General features: G+C 64.3%; 16 protein-coding genes. 8 read left to right on the top strand and 8 right to left on the bottom strand.

The window, feature by feature from the left end:
• Positions 1 to 12 precede the first annotated feature (12 nt).
• A complete protein-coding gene (locus IFT55_RS04095; RefSeq protein ID WP_192089291.1) occupies positions 13 to 792 on the top strand; it encodes a glycosyltransferase family A protein in 780 nt (259 codons plus the stop codon).
• Positions 793 to 794: 2 nt separating this feature from the next.
• Positions 795 to 1784 (top strand): hypothetical protein, encoded by a 990-nt coding sequence (locus tag IFT55_RS04090; RefSeq protein ID WP_192089289.1) that lies wholly within the window; start codon positions 795 to 797, stop codon positions 1782 to 1784.
• Between the two features lie 6 nt (positions 1785 to 1790).
• On the opposite strand, the gene IFT55_RS04085 is transcribed toward IFT55_RS04090, so the two are convergent.
• The gene (locus tag IFT55_RS04085; protein ID WP_192089287.1) at positions 1791 to 2246 is read right to left on the bottom strand and encodes a hypothetical protein; all 456 of its coding nucleotides are present in this window, start codon (positions 2244 to 2246) and stop codon (positions 1791 to 1793) included.
• A gap of 77 nt (positions 2247 to 2323) precedes the next feature.
• Complete coding sequence (locus IFT55_RS04080) at positions 2324 to 2497, bottom strand: hypothetical protein (RefSeq protein WP_192089285.1); 174 nt, start codon at positions 2495 to 2497, stop codon at positions 2324 to 2326.
• 172 nt (positions 2498 to 2669) lie between these two features.
• Between IFT55_RS04080 and IFT55_RS04075 the strand changes: the two genes are divergently transcribed.
• The 3 genes from IFT55_RS04075 to IFT55_RS04065 all read left to right on the top strand — a co-directional run bounded on the left by IFT55_RS04075 (position 2670) and on the right by IFT55_RS04065 (position 6878).
• Positions 2670 to 5528, top strand: coding sequence for a M16 family metallopeptidase (locus IFT55_RS04075; protein ID WP_192089283.1), 2859 nt, complete (start codon positions 2670 to 2672; stop codon positions 5526 to 5528).
• Positions 5529 to 5539: 11 nt separating this feature from the next.
• A complete protein-coding gene (locus tag IFT55_RS04070) occupies positions 5540 to 5842 on the top strand; it encodes a hypothetical protein (RefSeq protein ID WP_192089281.1) in 303 nt (100 codons plus the stop codon).
• Between the two features lie 442 nt (positions 5843 to 6284).
• Positions 6285 to 6878: an opacity protein gene (locus tag IFT55_RS04065; protein WP_192089279.1), complete on the top strand. Its 594-nt coding sequence runs from the start codon at positions 6285 to 6287 to the stop codon at positions 6876 to 6878.
• Positions 6879 to 6993: 115 nt separating this feature from the next.
• On the opposite strand, the gene IFT55_RS04060 is transcribed toward IFT55_RS04065, so the two are convergent.
• Entirely contained in the window at positions 6994 to 7302 is a 309-nt protein-coding gene (locus IFT55_RS04060) for a hypothetical protein (protein ID WP_192089277.1), read from the bottom strand.
• Positions 7303 to 7491: 189 nt separating this feature from the next.
• On the opposite strand from IFT55_RS04060, the gene IFT55_RS04055 reads away from it, so the two are divergent.
• Positions 7492 to 7779, top strand: a complete 288-nt coding sequence (locus IFT55_RS04055) for an HNH endonuclease (RefSeq protein WP_197976329.1) — start codon at positions 7492 to 7494, stop codon at positions 7777 to 7779.
• A 675-nt stretch (positions 7780 to 8454) separates the two neighbouring features.
• Here the strand turns inward: IFT55_RS04055 and IFT55_RS04050 are convergent.
• Positions 8455 to 9504 carry a ribonucleotide-diphosphate reductase subunit beta gene (locus IFT55_RS04050; RefSeq protein WP_192089275.1) on the bottom strand — a complete coding sequence of 350 codons (1050 nt, stop codon included), beginning with the start codon at positions 9502 to 9504 and terminating at the stop codon, positions 8455 to 8457.
• A 133-nt stretch (positions 9505 to 9637) separates the two neighbouring features.
• Entirely contained in the window at positions 9638 to 9835 is a 198-nt protein-coding gene (locus IFT55_RS04045; RefSeq protein WP_192089273.1) for a hypothetical protein, read from the bottom strand.
• Positions 9836 to 9888: 53 nt separating this feature from the next.
• Between IFT55_RS04045 and IFT55_RS04040 the strand changes: the two genes are divergently transcribed.
• Positions 9889 to 10164 (top strand): DUF2171 domain-containing protein, encoded by a 276-nt coding sequence (locus IFT55_RS04040; RefSeq protein WP_192089271.1) that lies wholly within the window; start codon positions 9889 to 9891, stop codon positions 10162 to 10164.
• Between the two features lie 236 nt (positions 10165 to 10400).
• Here IFT55_RS04040 and IFT55_RS04035 read toward each other — a convergent pair whose 3' ends face one another.
• A complete protein-coding gene (locus IFT55_RS04035) occupies positions 10401 to 12287 on the bottom strand; it encodes a ribonucleoside-diphosphate reductase subunit alpha (RefSeq protein WP_192089269.1) in 1887 nt (628 codons plus the stop codon).
• 404 nt (positions 12288 to 12691) lie between these two features.
• Here IFT55_RS04035 and IFT55_RS04030 point away from each other — a divergent pair, with 404 nt between their 5' ends.
• Positions 12692 to 14281, top strand: a complete 1590-nt coding sequence (locus tag IFT55_RS04030; RefSeq protein WP_192089267.1) for an amidase — start codon at positions 12692 to 12694, stop codon at positions 14279 to 14281.
• Positions 14282 to 14309: 28 nt separating this feature from the next.
• Here IFT55_RS04030 and IFT55_RS04025 read toward each other — a convergent pair whose 3' ends face one another.
• Together IFT55_RS04025 and IFT55_RS04020 are read right to left on the bottom strand one after the other, a co-directional pair.
• On the bottom strand, positions 14310 to 14714 hold the full coding sequence (locus IFT55_RS04025) for a DUF4345 domain-containing protein (RefSeq protein WP_342029225.1): 405 nt from the start codon (positions 14712 to 14714) through the stop codon (positions 14310 to 14312).
• Positions 14711 to 15172 carry a DUF2721 domain-containing protein gene (locus IFT55_RS04020; RefSeq protein ID WP_192089265.1) on the bottom strand — a complete coding sequence of 154 codons (462 nt, stop codon included), beginning with the start codon at positions 15170 to 15172 and terminating at the stop codon, positions 14711 to 14713. Before IFT55_RS04020 ends, IFT55_RS04025 begins: the two co-directional genes overlap by 4 nt.
• Positions 15173 to 15553 lie beyond the last annotated feature (381 nt).

The following is a 15553-nucleotide window of genomic DNA, read 5'->3' as shown; positions in this document are numbered from 1 at the left end:
AATGCAATTGCGATGAACTGGTCCGACAATGGCGCGCGTGTCAGCTGCCTGATGGTGACGGCGAATCGCGCTGCTCTGGCGCGGCGTGCGGTCGATTGTTTCCTGCGCCAGCGATGGTCCAATCGCGAACTGGTGGTCGTGGACGACGGCGATCAGGATTATGGCGCACTGTTCGTCGATATCCCGGCGGATCGTATTCGCTACGAACGGGTTCCCAAGACCCCGGACGTGACGCTGGGCGCGCTGCGCAACCGCACGCTGGACCTCGCGCGCGGATCGATCGTCGCGCAGTGGGACGATGACGATTGGTATCATCCCGACCGGCTGACGCGACAGATCGCCATGCTCGACGTGGGCAGGGATGCGTGTGTGCTGCGCGGTACGCTGATGCATCTGGATGCGCCGCGTTGGTTCGATCACCCCTATGTCGGGACACTGGAGCCCGGCGTGCCGGGCAGCATCGTCCACCGTGCCGACCCGGCGGTGCGCTATCCCGAAAAGCGGCGGGGCGAGGATACCGACTTCCTGCACCACTGGTCGCGCGACCGCATCGGCGTGCTCGACGCGCCGGGGCTGTTCGTTCGTGCCTTTCACGGGGCCAATACGTGGGAACGGACCCATTTCGAGCGCCGGGTACGTAACAACCCCGCCGCCGCGATCGAATATTGGCTGCGCGCGGTGCTGCCGGGCGGGATCTGGCGACATTCGCGTTTCCGGCTGGACACGGAGACGCGCGCTGCGTTCGATCGGTTTGTCGCCGATTCGCGTGACGCGGGCGTGTTCCCTGTATGACCATGGCCGACCGTATCGATGCGTTGCAGCGCTGGTCCGACACCCCGGCCGCCAAGCGTCTGGGCAAAGCGCTCCGCATGCTGTTTTTCGTCGGCATCCTGTTGTGGCTGGTGCTGAAGGTCCGTGCGATCGGATGGGGGAACGTCGCCGCCGCGCTGCCACGGACGCCATGGTTCTACCTGTTGTTCATCATGATGTTCCTGGCGCTGCCGGTTTCGGAAGTCTGGATATTCCGATTGCTGCTCGGTCGCCGCGTGCCGGGTGCGTTGCCGGTGTTCATCCGCAAGCGCGTCTTCAATTCGGCGTTCGTCGGGTATTCGGGTGAACTGTACCTGTTCGTTTGGGCGCGGCAGCGGCTGGGGATGCCGGCGAAGACGCTGCTGCTGGCGATCAAGGACAATGCGATCCTGTCGGCGCTGGCATCGGCGTCGATCACGTCGGCGTTACTGTGCGTGTTCATGGCCAGCGGACGCGCGAAATGGATCGCTGACTGGCTGCAGTCGTCCGGCGGTGTCATGATCGCGGCGCTGCTGGTGGCGGCGTTCCTGACGCCGTTGCTGCTACGGTTGCGCAGCCAGATATTGTCGGTGCGGTGGCAGACGGCGGCGACCGTCCTTGGCATCCATGTCGCGCGCATCCTGATCGTCGTGCTGTTGCAGGCGACGCAGTGGGCAGTGGTGCTGCCCGCCGAACCATGGACGGTGTGGATCACCTTCCTGACCGTTCAGATGGTCATCAGCCGCCTGCCGCTGGTTCCCAATCGCGACCTGTTGTTCCTGTCGGCCGCGCTGGAGATGAGCCATATCGTCGATGGGCCGCGCGCCGCGATGGCGGCACTGCTGCTCGCGGGCGGCGCGCTGACGCAGGGGAGCAACCTGTTGTTCTTCGTCCTGACCAGTTTCGAACGGCGGCGCAGCGGCGTGCCGGTGGCCGAACCCGACGCCGCGTTCGAAGATGTCGTCGCGACGCCGGCCGTACCGCCCGCTATCTAGCGATCGTCAGGCACTCTGCCGCGCGCAGATGAAGCGCGAGAGTTCCTGTCGCAGGGGAAGCCCTTCGGTCGAGCGTAGCGGGCCGTCATGCGCGGTATCGGTTTCGACACGGACGCGCGTATCGGCGACCCCGACGACATGGAACAACTGCCGGTCGCAATCGAGTTCGGTGCGGGCATAGGCGACACGTTCGCCGCGCTGCTGGCGCAGGATGGCGATGGTGGTGCCGGCGACGGTCCGGCGCTGCCGCAGCAGTTCGTATCGGGACTTCGGATCGGACGGTGTCGGTATCACCGTTCCTTCCAGCTTCAGCCGTTCGTTACCATCCCCCGCCACGTCGGTTTCGACCAGATGGCGCAGGTCGACCCGATTGCCTTCGCCCTCCGCGACCGCGTCCGTCGATCCGGCATTGCCGCATGCTGCCAGAAGGGCACACATCATGGTCGCAAAAATGGGGCGCATCGGCATTCCTCGCAGCTGTTTGATCTAAATGCTGCGACACGGAACGATCGCGACCGCGATGCGATCCATGATAAGGGTCAGCGGGACCGGATCAGTTGCACCGCGCCGATGACGCCGATCGCCATTGCGGCAAGGATAATAGCGCCGGTTTCTTCCCATCCGATCGCCAACAGGCGTTCGAAGCGGTCGGTTCGCACCAGCGAGCGTAGGCTTTCGATCGGGGTCATCATGATGCGGTGCAGCATAGCCACTTGGCTTCGAAAAGGAACCGTTTTTCGTCGTATCGGCGAAGCCGTTGGCCGCACTGTCAATTCCTCGCCGACAGCCCGTTCTCGGGTCAAAGCGCCTGCATTCGCCGCTTGCATGGTATCCACCGAAACCATAGACCTTCGCCATTCCGTTTATCGATACATAGGGGTCTGCATGTTTCGTACCGTGGCATCCGTTCTGCTGGCCTCCACCGCGCTCGCGAGCGCCCCTGCGCTGGCGCAGCAAAAGCCCGCTGCTCCCGCGCCGCTGAAGGCCGCTCCGCTGTCGGCGCTCGTCGCACCGGTGAACATTCCGTACGAGAAGTTCACGCTGCCGAACGGGCTGACCGTCATCACCCACACCGACCGCAAGGCGCCGATCGTCGCGGTGTCGGTATGGTACGATGTCGGGTCGAAGCACGAACCGGAAGGCAAGACGGGTTTCGCGCATCTGTTCGAACATCTGATGTTCAACGGTTCGGAGAATGCGCCGGGCGACTTTTTCGATCCGCTGCGTTCGATCGGCGCGACCGACCTGAACGGTACGACCAGCTATGATCGCACCAATTATTTCGAAACGGTGCCGCGTCCGGCGCTCGACCGCGCGCTGTTCCTCGAAAGCGACCGCATGGGCTATCTGCTCGGCGCGGTGACGCAGGACGTGCTCGATGAACAGCGCGGCGTGGTGCAGAACGAAAAGCGGCAGGGCGACAACCAGCCCTACGGCCTCGTCAAATACAAGATGACCGAAGGGCTGTTCCCGGTCGGCCATCCGTACCGCCATTCGGTGATCGGTTCGATGGCCGATCTGGACGCAGCCAGCCTCGACGACGTCAAGAACTGGTTCCGCAGCCATTACGGGCCGAACAACGCGATCCTCGTGCTGGCGGGCGACATCGACGCGAAGGAAGCGCGGCCGCTGGTCGAGAAATATTTCGGGTCGATCGCGAAGGGGCCCGAATCGGTCCTGCCGACGATCGCCGTGCCGACGCTGGCCGCGCCGGTGCGCGAGGTGATGAAGGATCGCGTCGCCGCGACGATGGTCATGAAGACGTGGGCGGTGCCCGGGCTGAACGACCCGGACGCACCCGCGCTCGACGTCGCGATGTCGGCGTTCGGCGGGCTGGCGTCGTCACGGCTGGAAAACGTGCTGGTGAAGCGCGAGAAGCTGGCAGTGCAGGTATCGGCGGGCGTTCAGTCGCTGACGCAGGCTGGCCTGCTGGTCGTGCGTGCGATCGTGCGGCCGGGTGTGGACGCCGCGAAGGTCGAGGCGCGGCTGGACCAGTTGATAGCCGAGTATCTCCGCACTGGTCCGACCGCCGACGAGGTCGCCCGCGTTGCTGCGACCAGCGCGTCGGGCACGATTTCGGGTCTGGAATCGGTCGGCGGATTCGGCGGCAAGGCCGTAACGCTGGCATCGGGCGAATTGTTCGCGGGCGATCCGGGCTTCTACAAAAAGGAGCTGAACGAGCTGGCGACGATGACGCCCGCACGCGCCCAGGCGGCGGCGGTGAAGTGGATGTCGCGACCCGGTTACACGCTGATCGTCGAACCCGGCGCACGCGAAGGATATGAGGAGGCCAAGGCCGTCCCGAAGGTCGCGGCGGCGCCCGCTGCACCTGCAGCGGCGCAGGCACCGGTCGCCGGCACGCGCGGCACGATGCCGACGGTCGCCGACGTCAGCGCGCTGCAGTTTCCCAAGGTGACTCGTTCGCGCCTGTCGAACGGGATCGAGCTGGTCTATGCACAGCGGACCGCCGTACCGGTGACGCAGGTGTCGCTGGCGTTCGATGCGGGCGTCGCGGCGGACGTGACCGGCAAGTTGGGCACCGCCGGCATGACGCTGACGCTGATCGACGAGGGAACCACCACCCGCGATTCGATCGCGTTGAGCGAGGCGAAGGAACGGCTGGGCATGTCGTTCGGCGGCGGTAATTCGCCTGATCAAACGACGCTGGGTTTCACCGTGCCCAGCGCCAATCTGAACAGCGCGGCGATCCTGTTCAGCGACGTGTTGCGCAACCCCGCGTTCGATCCCGCCGAAATCGAGCGGGTGCGCGGACAGGTGCTGGCGGCCATCGCACAGCAGCGCACCAACCCGCAGGGGCTCGCCGACATGACGCTGCCGCCGCTGTTGTACGGACCGCAGTCGCCTTATGCGAAGCTGGCGGCGGGCGCGGGCGACCCGGCGGCGGTCGCCGCACTGACCCGCGACGACCTGATCGCATGGCGCAACGCGTGGTTGCGGCCGGACAAGGCGAAGCTGTTCGTCGTGTCCGATCGCCCGCTGGCCGAGGTGCAGGCCGCGATGAACGCAGCACTGGGCAACTGGACCGCGACCGGTCCGGCGGGAACCAAGACGTTCCCGGCCGCCGTGACCACCGCCAGCCCGCGCATCGTGCTGGTCGATCGGCCCGATTCGCCGCAATCGCTGATCGTCGCCGCACAGTTGACGCCGATCAAGGCGAAGTCGGACACGCTGGCGGTCACCACCGCCAACACCGTGCTGGGGTCGGGATTCCTCAGCCGGATCAACATGGATTTGCGCGAAGCGAAGCACTGGTCCTATGGCGCGCGTGGCGGGTATCAGCTGATGCAGGGCGCGGTCCCCTATATCATCAACGCACCGGTACAGGCCGACAAGACGGGCCCGGCCATCGCGTCGCTTCGCGAACAGATCAGCGGCTATCTTGGTAAAAACGGCACGACCCCGGTCGAATTCCGTCGGACGATCGACGGCGAAACCCGGCAGCTTGCCGGTACGTTCGAAACCGCCGGCGCGGTGCTGTCGGCGATGCGCAGCAACGACTTCCTCGGTCGCCCCGACGATTATCAGGCGACGTTGCCGCAGAAGTACCGTGCGCTGACCGCCGCACAGCTGGACGCGGCGGCACGCGCGGCGATCGACCCCAACCGCTTCGTCTATGTCGTGGTCGGCAACGCTGCCACCGTCCGTCCGCAGCTTGACGCGCTGGGTCTGCCGGTGGAGGTGGTATCGGCGACCCCCGCCGCGACGACGGCAGGCGGCAAGTAAGGAGAGCGATCATGGCGAATGTGGACGGAAGCTGGGATACGGTGACCAAATCGCCGATGGGCGACCAGAAGGCGACTCTGACCGTCAAGAGCGACGGTAACAGCTTGACCGGGACCTATTCCGGCGCGCTGGGATCGACCGCAATCACCGATGGCAAGGTCGAGGGCGATACGCTTAGCTGGAAGGTGTCGATCGTGGTGCCGATGCCGATGACGCTCGATTGCGAAGCGACGGTCGAGGGCGACACGATCAGCGGAACCGTCGGCGCGGGTGCGTTCGGCAGCTTCCCGATGGCCGGATCGCGCGTCGGCTGACGATACCGGGGGAGGGTATGTCGCCGTGCGGCGTCGTACCCTCCCTTTGCCATTACAGCGGGCGTGCTCGTCCGCCTGTTCCGGTCCGGCGAAGATGCGCATTTGGCGACGCATCCTGCCGACAACGCCGTACGCCGCGTGGACCTGCACCCGATATGCTGCATGACGGCAACATATGTGACGTTTCGGTCGGGCGTGATTGACTGTCCCGTCCGGCCGTAACTGCGCGGGTTTCCGCCATGGTTCGACCGTAATCATGGCAAATCCGCCCTGCTTCGTTCATGTCGAGGCAAGATACCGTTGCTGCGTTGCAACACTCGGCTATTTCGTATGCAAAATGACTGAATCATTGCAACAACCCGGGCCGAAAGTGGTTCAGAGGGTCCACGGACGAACCGACGCGCTTTCGATGTCGGGCCCGTAAACGCTGATGAGGTCTTTTATGCGTACGCTTTTCGCCGCTGCCGTTGCAGTCGCCGCTCTCACCGCCGCTCCCGCATTCGCGCAGGACGCCGCTCCCGTCGTCGAGGCGCCCGATGGCACCAGCGGCATCGGTTTCGAGCCGTACGTCGCGGTTCTGGGCGGCTGGGAACAGTTCGATTCCGAAGTCACCGACGCCGGCATTCCGCTCGCCCCGCGCACCAACAAGCTGAACGGCAGCCTCGTCGAAGGCATCGTCGGCTTCAACGTACCGCTGGGTCCGGTGTTCGTCGGTGCCGAAGGTTCGGTGTCGAAGGGTATCTCGGGCGACATCGATTGGCAGTATGGCGCAGCGGGCCGTTTCGGCGTGCGCGCCGGTGACTCGGGCCTGCTGTACGGTAAGGTCGGGTATCAGTGGACCAACTTCGCGGTGCTGGGCAACGACAGCCGCGACTACCACGAAATGACCTACGGCCTCGGCTTCGAAGTCGGTCCGAAGGACATCGGTCTGGGCGGCATCACCGGCAACTCGGGCGTGCGTCTGCGCGGTGAAGTGTCGACCTTCGGTTCGGCACACAGCTTCCGTCCGATGCTGGGTCTCACCACCCACTTCTAAAGGCGTGACCGGGCGGGTCCAGCGTAACCGGACCCGCCCCTGTATCTGCGTAGCAAAAAGGCTCCGGGCGGCGACGCCCGGAGCCTTTTTCGTTACGCCACGGTGCGGGGAGGAATTATTCCTCCACCGTTACCCGGCCGCGGCGAATGACCATGCCGCGCTCGGCCATTTCCTTGCGGAAGTCGTGGCGCGCATCGGCGACCTCGCGACGATATTCGTGCCACGCATCCTCGCGCGACGCTGCGTCGTCGGCCCGCGCCAAATCCTTGCGCAGCTCGCGCTTCGCCTCGGACAGGTCGGTCTTGTAGTCGAGATAATAGGGGTTGGCGTCCGAATAGACCGGCACCGAACGCGGACGCGCCATCGACGGCGTGGTGGTGGCGGCAATCGCGGCAGCGGCGATCAACAAGGTCCTGATAGTCATGGCGCGCATACTCCGTTGAATAATGTCGGTCGTATCAACCGACGATTGCGAACGGCGTTCCTTCAACCGCAGTTCAGGTGAACGGTCGATGAAACAACTGCGCGATGTGCCACGTTATACTGGCAGGATGCGGAGCGGACGGTGACAGGACGGGTGCGGCGAAAGGCAGGACTGGCGACAGCACAGGCGTTGGCCGATCGACCGGTGCCATCCAGTGTCTGCGCGCTGTGCGGTCGTCCGCTCGGCAACCGGACCGAATGGCACCATCGCGTGCCCAAGAGCGAAGGCGGACGCGAAACCGTACCGCTGCATCCGGTATGCCACCGCACGATTCATGCGAACGCCAGCAACGCCGAACTGGCGGGGCCGCTCGCCGATCTGGACACGTTGCGGCAGGTGCCGGGCGTAGCGCGGTTTCTGACATGGGTGGCGGGCAAGCCTGCCGACTTTCGGGTGCCGGTTCGAAAGCGCAACTAGCCCATGATGCGGGCTAATTCTCCGTCTATGGTCTCAATCTCACGGTCCAACAACGCGTCGGAAACGTTGGTCGGGCTCCAGAATGCCTTTGCTCCGTGCGCATCTAATATGCCGAAACCTTCCGTACTATTGCCCCGATATGCTCGACGTAGAAGTATAATACCGGCTCCCGCCTTGTCACGATTCAGTCGTGGATCCTTCCGCGGGTAAACGGCGATAACTTTCCTCTCGGAGCCAGTTTCCAAACCGATTTCCGGTTCAATATGTACCGAAAATTTTCCGAGTGGAGATCGCCAAACTCCTCTTGATGGCGCAAAGCGAGCGCCCTTTTGCTTATCAAGCCAGTTCGCGGCATTCTCGAAGATATCGACATTATGTGCAATAGCGTTCGGTGGAGCAATCTTAGCAATATCGGAAGCAACGCGTATCCGATCTAATCCATGCGCTGCGTACTAGAATATGCCATCTCGGGAGGATCGGTAGAAGTCAAATCCGCCGGGCGTTGCATATCCCTCTAGCTGACGAATCTTATCGCCGGTATCAAGCGTCAAAAATTTCAGGAACGTTGAAAAATGCATAATAACCGGCATGCGAGTTTCCATTCCTGAAAGACCGATAGTTATTGCTTGGCGTCAAGTGCGAGGGCCAGCTTAGGCGGGCCCTCGCCGGTGCGGCTTACTCCGCTGCCACGCCCCCGAACATGTCGCCCATGCCGCTGGCTTCCTCGTTCGCCGGGGCGATGATCTTCGCCTTCTGGCGCTTGTCGAAGCCGTCCCAGACCTCGTTCCAGTTGCCGCGGGTCGCCGCTTTCGAATATTCGGTCGCGCGCTGTTCGAAGAAGTTGGCGTGCTCGACCCCGTTGAGCAGCGGGGCAAGCCACGGCAGCGGATGCTCCTCGATCAGATAGATCGGCTTCATCCCCAGCTGGCCCAGCCGCCAGTCGGCGATGTAGCGGATATACTTCTTGATCTCCTTGGCAGTCATGCCGTGGACCGGCCCCATTTCGAACGCCAGATCGATGAAGTTGTCCTCCAGCCGGACCGTCGTCTGACACATGTCGGCGATGTCGTCGCGCACCGACCGCGTCATGCAATCGCGTTCCTTGCAGAAAGCGTGGAACAGCTTGATGATGCCTTCGCAGTGCAGGCTTTCGTCACGGACCGACCACGACACGATCTGCCCCATGCCCTTCATCTTGTTGAAGCGCGGGAAGTTCATCAGCATCGCGAACGACGCGAACAGCTGCAGCCCTTCGGTGAAGCCGCCGAACATGGCCAGCGTCTTGGCGATATCCTCGTCGGTATCGACGCCGAAATTCTGAAGATAGTCGTGCTTGTCCTTCATCTCGCTATATTCGAGGAAGGCGCCATATTCGCTCTCGGGCATGCCGATCGTGTCGAGCAGGTGGCTGTACGCGGCGATATGCACCGTCTCCATGTTGGAGAAGGCGGCAAGCATCATCTTGACCTCGGTCGGCTTGAAGATCCGGCCATATTTCTCGTGATAGCAGTCCTGTACCTCGACATCCGCCTGGGTGAAGAAGCGGAAGATCTGCGTCAGCAGGTTGCGTTCGTGCGGGGTCAGCTTCTGCGCCCAGTCGCGGCAATCCTCACCCAACGGCACCTCTTCGGGCATCCAGTGGATCTGCTGCTGACGCTTCCAGAAATCGAACGCCCAGGGGTATTCGAACGGCTTGTACTGCTTGCGGGCTTCGGTGAGCGACATGAGGATTACTCCGGGAAAACTGAAAAAATGTAAACTGGTGGTGCTACCGTGCGGACGGGAATGTGGAATTGCGGTCGTCGTCGCCTGTGGCGGTGGACCCCGGTCTTCGCCGGAGTACGGCAGGGGTGGTGCCTCACGCCGACCCCCACGACCATTGCGCGACGCCGAATATGGCGAGGATCAGCCCAAGGGCCAGCCCCATCATCCCGACCATGCCATGGGCATAGCGCGACTGCGGCGTGGGTCGCGACCGCAACCGCGCGAGCAGCCACACGCCACCGCCCGCCGCAACCAGCGCGACGAACAGCATGATCGCGACATTCATCGTCATGCGACCAACTCCGGCACTGCGCGTTCCATCGCCGTACCCACAGGAGAACCACCATGGCCGATCTGAGCAACATCAACGAACATGCCGAAGTCATCGGCGCCGACGGCGTCCATGTCGGCACCGTCGACCGCGTCGAGGGCGACCGCATCAAGCTGACCAAGAAGGACAGCGGCGCGGAAGTCGAAGGAGCCGAAAGCGCACATGCCGGTCATCACCATTATATCGACGGCGGCCTCGTCGCCGAGGTCGAGGGCGACACCGTCCGCCTGAGCGCCAATGCCGATGTCGCAGTGACGTTCGAAACCGAGGAAGGCGGTTCGGACGTCTAAAGTCGGGAAAGGACCGGAGTGGCGGCGGTTGCCGTCGCTCCGGTTCGTCTCCCCATCCGTCACCCCAGCGAAGGCTGGGGTCCTTCCGTCGCGAGGCGAGCGCCCTGCCGCGAGCGATGCCAGCCTGCGCTGGCATGACGAGCGCGGCGAAAAGGCAACTGCGGCCAAGCCGTCAGACGGGATCGCTACGCGACCCCGCTGTCCGCCCGTTGCTTCCGCAACGGGCGTCGGTCCGCTTACTGACAGGCCAGACATTCGTCATAGTCGGTCGTCTCGCCCAGATCGAACTTCGCCAGTTCGGACGTGTTGTCCGCTTCCACCCCGCCGGCGAAACCGGCGCGCTGCACCGACTTCGACCGTAGGTAATAGAGCGACTTGATGCCCAGTTCCCATGCACGGAAATGGAGCATCAGCAGATCCCACTTCTCGACGTCCGCCGGGATGAACAGGTTGAGCGACTGCGCCTGATCGATGAACGGCGTGCGGTCGCCCGCCAGTTCAAGCAGCCAGCGCTGGTCGATTTCGAACGAGGTCTTGAACGTGTCCTTTTCCTCGACCGTCAGGAAATCGAGATGCTGGACCGATCCGCCGCGTTCGAGGATCGTGTTCCACACCGCATCGCTGTTCTTCGACTTCGCGATCAACAGCTTTTCGAGATACGGATTCTTGACCGACCACGATCCCGACAGCGTCTTGTGGGTATAGATGTTCGCCGGGATCGGTTCGATGCACGCGCTGGTGCCGCCGCAGATGATGCTGATCGATGCGGTCGGCGCGATCGCCATCTTGCACGAAAACCGTTCCATCACGCCCATATCGGCCGCGTCGGGGCACGGGCCACGTTCGTTGGCGAGGTGCATCGACGCCTCGTTCACCTGTGCGCTGACGTGACGGAAGATGCGCAGGTTCCACGCCTTCGCCATCGCGCCTTCGAACGGCAGGCTGCGTGCCTGCAGGAACGAATGGAAGCCCATGACGCCAAGACCGACCGAACGCTCCCGCGATGCCGAATAACGCGCGCGCGCCATTTCATCGGGTGCGCGGTCGATATAGTCGGTCAGCACGTTGTCGAGGAAACGCATCACGTCCTCGATGAAGCGCTTGTCGCCGTTCCATTCGTCCCAGGTTTCGAGGTTCAGCGACGACAGGCAGCATACCGCCGTGCGGTCGTTGCCGAGATGATCGGTGCCAGTCGGCAGCGTGATCTCGCTGCACAGGTTCGAAGTGGATACCTTGAGACCCAGATCGCGGTGATGCTTGGGCATCGCGTTGTTCACATGATCGCTGAACACGATGTACGGTTCGCCGGTGGCGAGGCGGGTTTCGACCAGCTTCTGGAACAGCGACCGGGCATCGACGACCGCGCGCTGCGATCCGTCCTTGGGGCTGCGAAGCACCCATTCGGCACCGTCGCGCACCGCTTCCATGAACGCGTCGGGGATCAGCACGCCATGGTGCAGGTTCAGCGCCTTGCGGTTGAAATCGCCCGAGGGTTTGCGGATTTCGAGGAACTCCTCGATCTCCGGGTGGCTGACGTCGAGATAGCATGCCGCCGACCCGCGACGCAGCGACCCCTGCGAAATGGCGAGCGTCAGCGAATCCATCACCCGGACGAACGGGATGATACCGCTGGTCTTGCCGTTCAGCCCGACCGGTTCGCCGATGCCGCGCACGCTGCCCCAATAGGTGCCTATGCCGCCGCCGCGCGATGCCAGCCACACATTCTCGTTCCACGTCTCGACGATGCCTTCGAGGCTGTCGGGAACCGAGTTGAGATAGCAGCTGATCGGCAGGCCGCGTCCGGTGCCGCCGTTCGACAGCACGGGGGTGGCGGGCATGAACCACAGTTTCGAGATATAGTCGTACAGCCGCTGGGCATGGGCCTGATCATCGGCATAGGCCGATGCGACGCGCACGAACAGATCCTGATAGGATTCGCCTGGCAGCAGATACCGGTCCTTCAGCGTATCCTTGCCGAAGTCGGTCAGCAGCGCGTCGCGCGAATGATCGACGTCGACGGCATAGAGCTGGACGTCGACCGTCTTGCTGTCGCGCGGCGCGGCCGGTGCGGCGGCGGGGGCTTCGACCGGCAGGTCGAGGGTGGGGGCGCTGGTTTCGTTCATGTCTAAATCCCTGAAGTCCATCCCGATTCCCTGTTCTTCATACGTTCTTGTCATGCCGGCCGCCAGCATCCTGCTGTCCCCGGTCGATAAAACGCCAAAACCCGTACGATGTCCGGTCCAGCCGCACGTCATGGATACACCATGTAGCGGCTGATCGAGAACGTTACCCACAAGACTTAGTTGCCGAACGGGTACGGATGCAAGCGGTCCGCTATGCCCCGATATCGGTATCGGATGCCGCAAACGGACGCGACGCGTGGGACTTCCACGCTTTCCGATCCGCGCAAGTCCGGAATTATTTTTTTCGCATCGGACGGTGCTGCGATGAGTCGATATCGACATATTGCATCCGTCGCCCGACTGCGCTCCAACCGGATCGGACCGGTGGAACAGGATTGCAATCGATGCGGCAAACGGGGTGGATGGCGGCGATGGCCGTGACGGTGGCTGCCCCGGTGGCGGTTCCGGCGGCGGCGCAATCCGGGCCGGTGGTCGAGGAACGCGGCGCGGCGCAATCGCTGTCCGACATGGCCGCCGGGCACACCACGGCAGAGGCGCTGACCGCCGCCTATCTCGCGCGGATCGCCGCGATCGACCGGCGGGGGCCGACGCTGCGCAGTGTGATCGCGATCAATCCCGACGCGCTGGCGCAGGCCCGCGCGCTGGACGCCGAACGCCGCGCCGGACGGATTCGCGGCCCGCTCCACGGGCTGCCGGTGCTGGTGAAGGACAATATCGAAACCCGTGAGAACGCGACCACGGCGGGCAGCCTCGCGCTACGGGACAATCGCACCGGTCGCGATGCGCCAGTCGTCGCCCGGTTGCGCGCGGCGGGCGCGGTGATTCTCGGCAAGACCAACCTGTCGGAATGGGCAAACATCCGTTCGAGCAGTTCGATGAGCGGCTGGAGCGCGGTCGGCGGACTGGTGCGCAATCCCTATGCATTGGATCGCAGTGCATGCGGGTCGTCTTCGGGAACCGGGGCCGCGATCGCCGCCAGCCTTGCCGCGATCGGGGTCGGCACCGAAACCGACGGGTCGGTCGTCTGTCCGGCGGCGATGAACGGTCTGGTCGGGCTGAAACCGACGATCGGCATGGTCAGCCGTGCGCGGATCGTGCCGATCAGCCATAGTCAGGATACCGCCGGACCGATGGCGCGCGACGTGCGCGACGCCGCGCTGCTGTTCGCGGCGATGGTCGGCAGCGATCCGGCCGATCCGACCACAGCGGGCGCCGATTCCCGCCGGCGCGACTATGCCGCCGGACTGTCGGCGAACGCGCTGAAGGGCGCACGGATCGCGGTGCTGCGGCCCGACATGCCCGATGCGCTGGCCGTCGTGTACGCTCGCGCACTCGACCGGCTGAAAGCAGCGGGCGCGATCCTGATCGACGTGAAGCAGCCCGACCTGCCGGGGCTGGGCGAGGCGGAGTTTACCGTGCTGAAGGCGGAGTTGAAGGCCGATCTGAACTCTTATCTAGCCACCACGCCGCGCACGGTGAAGACGCGGACGCTGGCCGATGTGATCGCGTTCAACACCCGTAACGCCACCACCGAAATGCCGTTCTTCGGACAGGAAACGTTCGTTGCGGCGCAGGCGATGCCGGAGCTGGACGACCCTGCCTATCGCGCGGCGCGCGCGAATTCGAAGGCCCAGGCGGCAGGGGCGATCGACGCGATGCTGGCCACGGCCGGAGCGACGCTGCTGGTCGCGCCGACCTATGGCACGCCGTGGCTGTCCGATCCGGTGCAGGGCGATCACTTTTCCGGCCCGTCGGCCAGCGAACTACCGGCGGTGTCGGGCTATCCGCATCTGACCGTGCCGATGGGACTGGCGCGTGGGCTGCCTGCCGGCCTGTCGTTCATCGGCCCCGAGTTCAGCGAGGCGCGGTTGCTGGGAGCCGGCTATGCGTTTGAACAGGCGGCGCGGGCGCGGGTCGCGCCGACGTATCGCGCCACGGTCGATGCCGGGCCGGCGCTGAACGGCACGCGCTGATCGCTGCGCCCGGCGGCTGCGGCGTACGTCATTCCCCGCGCATGCGGTACAGGTGCGCCACGCGCGTCTGCCAGCCGAGAATTGCGGGGACCACGCCCAGTTCGATCGCCAGCCCGGTCACATGCCCGATCGACGGCGTACCGATCTGCGACAGCGACACCAGCCGCGCCAGCCCGCCCACAACGACCATCGCGCCCAGCAGGCGCAACCGCCCGCTCTTGCGCTCGATCGCCGGCACGCAACTGGCGAAGCCCAGCCCCATCACTAGGAACAGCCCGGAAAGATACCGGAAATGGCTGTCCATATCGACCGCCGGAGCGGGTTGCAGCCAGCGCGCGCCCAATGCGATGCCGGTGATCGACGCGGTCAGCGGCACGATACAGGCCAGTGCGACAGCAAGCTGCAACAACGTGCGTTCGCGTCGCAGCGTCACTGTCGCGTCCTCTCCAGCAGTTCGGCACGCACGCGGATGGCGCGTACCGACATGCGCACCTCGACCAGGAACCACATCAGTCCGCCGATCAGCAGCACCATCGACAGGATGAACGCAATCGCCACCGCCTTGCCCAGCCGCAGGTCGAGCAGTTCGGCGGTGAACAGCATCGCGACGACGCAGCAATTGGCGACGGCGGCGAGCACTACCAGAAACACGGCGGTATTGATGACGTGGATGCGGCGGTCGAGCAGGCGCAGTTCGAACACGTGCCGCTCATGCTCCGGCCCGATCGAGGCGGGATGCAGCTTTTCGAGATCGCGCGCGCGATCGACGATCCGTGCCAGCCGCCCGACCATCACGTTCAGAATCGCACCGATCCCGGCGAGCAGGAACACCGGCGCGATCGCGGTCTGGATCGTCTTGGCGACGGTCGACAGGACGGGGGCGAATTCCATCGCCCGGCTATGCCGTTCCCGGCTCCCGGCGGCAAGCGGTACGCGCCAGCGACGGCAGTGAGCGTTTGCAGGCGATGCGAAGTCCGGCGCCAACGTTCCATGACAATGCGCGTCCGGTCCGCATCGTACGGTCCGTGCGGGCACCCGTCGCGACACCGCCCCCCATGTGCGTCATGCGCGCGGCCGGAAAACGCGTCCTGCCCGTGCGATAGTCCGGTCCGCCGCCGATTGGGTTTCGGCAAGCTACTGGTTTACTGTGAAATCTGAACCGCCATTCCATCTTTTGGACTATTGAGAGGCTTCCGGCGCGCGCGCACATCTTGGCGCGATGAGGTTGTAAAGCGCGGACGACCATCGGAACCGGTCGATCCGCATGGCGTC

It is taken from the genome of Sphingomonas sp. CFBP 13720, from assembly GCF_014842075.1.
GTDB lineage: Bacteria > Pseudomonadota > Alphaproteobacteria > Sphingomonadales > Sphingomonadaceae > Sphingomonas.
Note: the sequence above shows the minus strand (reverse complement) of the source record. Positions and strands in the feature narration are given on the sequence as shown.

Excerpts from the sequence above, each read along its gene's own strand:
- IFT55_RS04050 (WP_192089275.1), bottom strand. The coding sequence starts at position 9,504 with ATGTCGCTCACCGAAGCCCGCAAGCAGTACAAGCCGTTCGAATACCCC.
- IFT55_RS04090 (WP_192089289.1), top strand. The coding sequence starts at position 795 with ATGGCCGACCGTATCGATGCGTTGCAGCGCTGGTCCGACACCCCGGCC.
- IFT55_RS04075 (WP_192089283.1), top strand. The coding sequence starts at position 2,670 with ATGTTTCGTACCGTGGCATCCGTTCTGCTGGCCTCCACCGCGCTCGCG.
- IFT55_RS04020 (WP_192089265.1), bottom strand. The coding sequence starts at position 15,172 with ATGGAATTCGCCCCCGTCCTGTCGACCGTCGCCAAGACGATCCAGACC.
- IFT55_RS04035 (WP_192089269.1), bottom strand. The coding sequence starts at position 12,287 with ATGAACGAAACCAGCGCCCCCACCCTCGACCTGCCGGTCGAAGCCCCC.
- IFT55_RS04060 (WP_192089277.1), bottom strand. The coding sequence starts at position 7,302 with ATGACTATCAGGACCTTGTTGATCGCCGCTGCCGCGATTGCCGCCACC.
- IFT55_RS04095 (WP_192089291.1), top strand. The coding sequence starts at position 13 with ATGAACTGGTCCGACAATGGCGCGCGTGTCAGCTGCCTGATGGTGACG.
- IFT55_RS04045 (WP_192089273.1), bottom strand. The coding sequence starts at position 9,835 with ATGACGATGAATGTCGCGATCATGCTGTTCGTCGCGCTGGTTGCGGCG.
- IFT55_RS04070 (WP_192089281.1), top strand. The coding sequence starts at position 5,540 with ATGGCGAATGTGGACGGAAGCTGGGATACGGTGACCAAATCGCCGATG.
- IFT55_RS04085 (WP_192089287.1), bottom strand. The coding sequence starts at position 2,246 with ATGCGCCCCATTTTTGCGACCATGATGTGTGCCCTTCTGGCAGCATGC.
- IFT55_RS04030 (WP_192089267.1), top strand. The coding sequence starts at position 12,692 with ATGCGGCAAACGGGGTGGATGGCGGCGATGGCCGTGACGGTGGCTGCC.
- IFT55_RS04065 (WP_192089279.1), top strand. The coding sequence starts at position 6,285 with ATGCGTACGCTTTTCGCCGCTGCCGTTGCAGTCGCCGCTCTCACCGCC.
- IFT55_RS04040 (WP_192089271.1), top strand. The coding sequence starts at position 9,889 with ATGGCCGATCTGAGCAACATCAACGAACATGCCGAAGTCATCGGCGCC.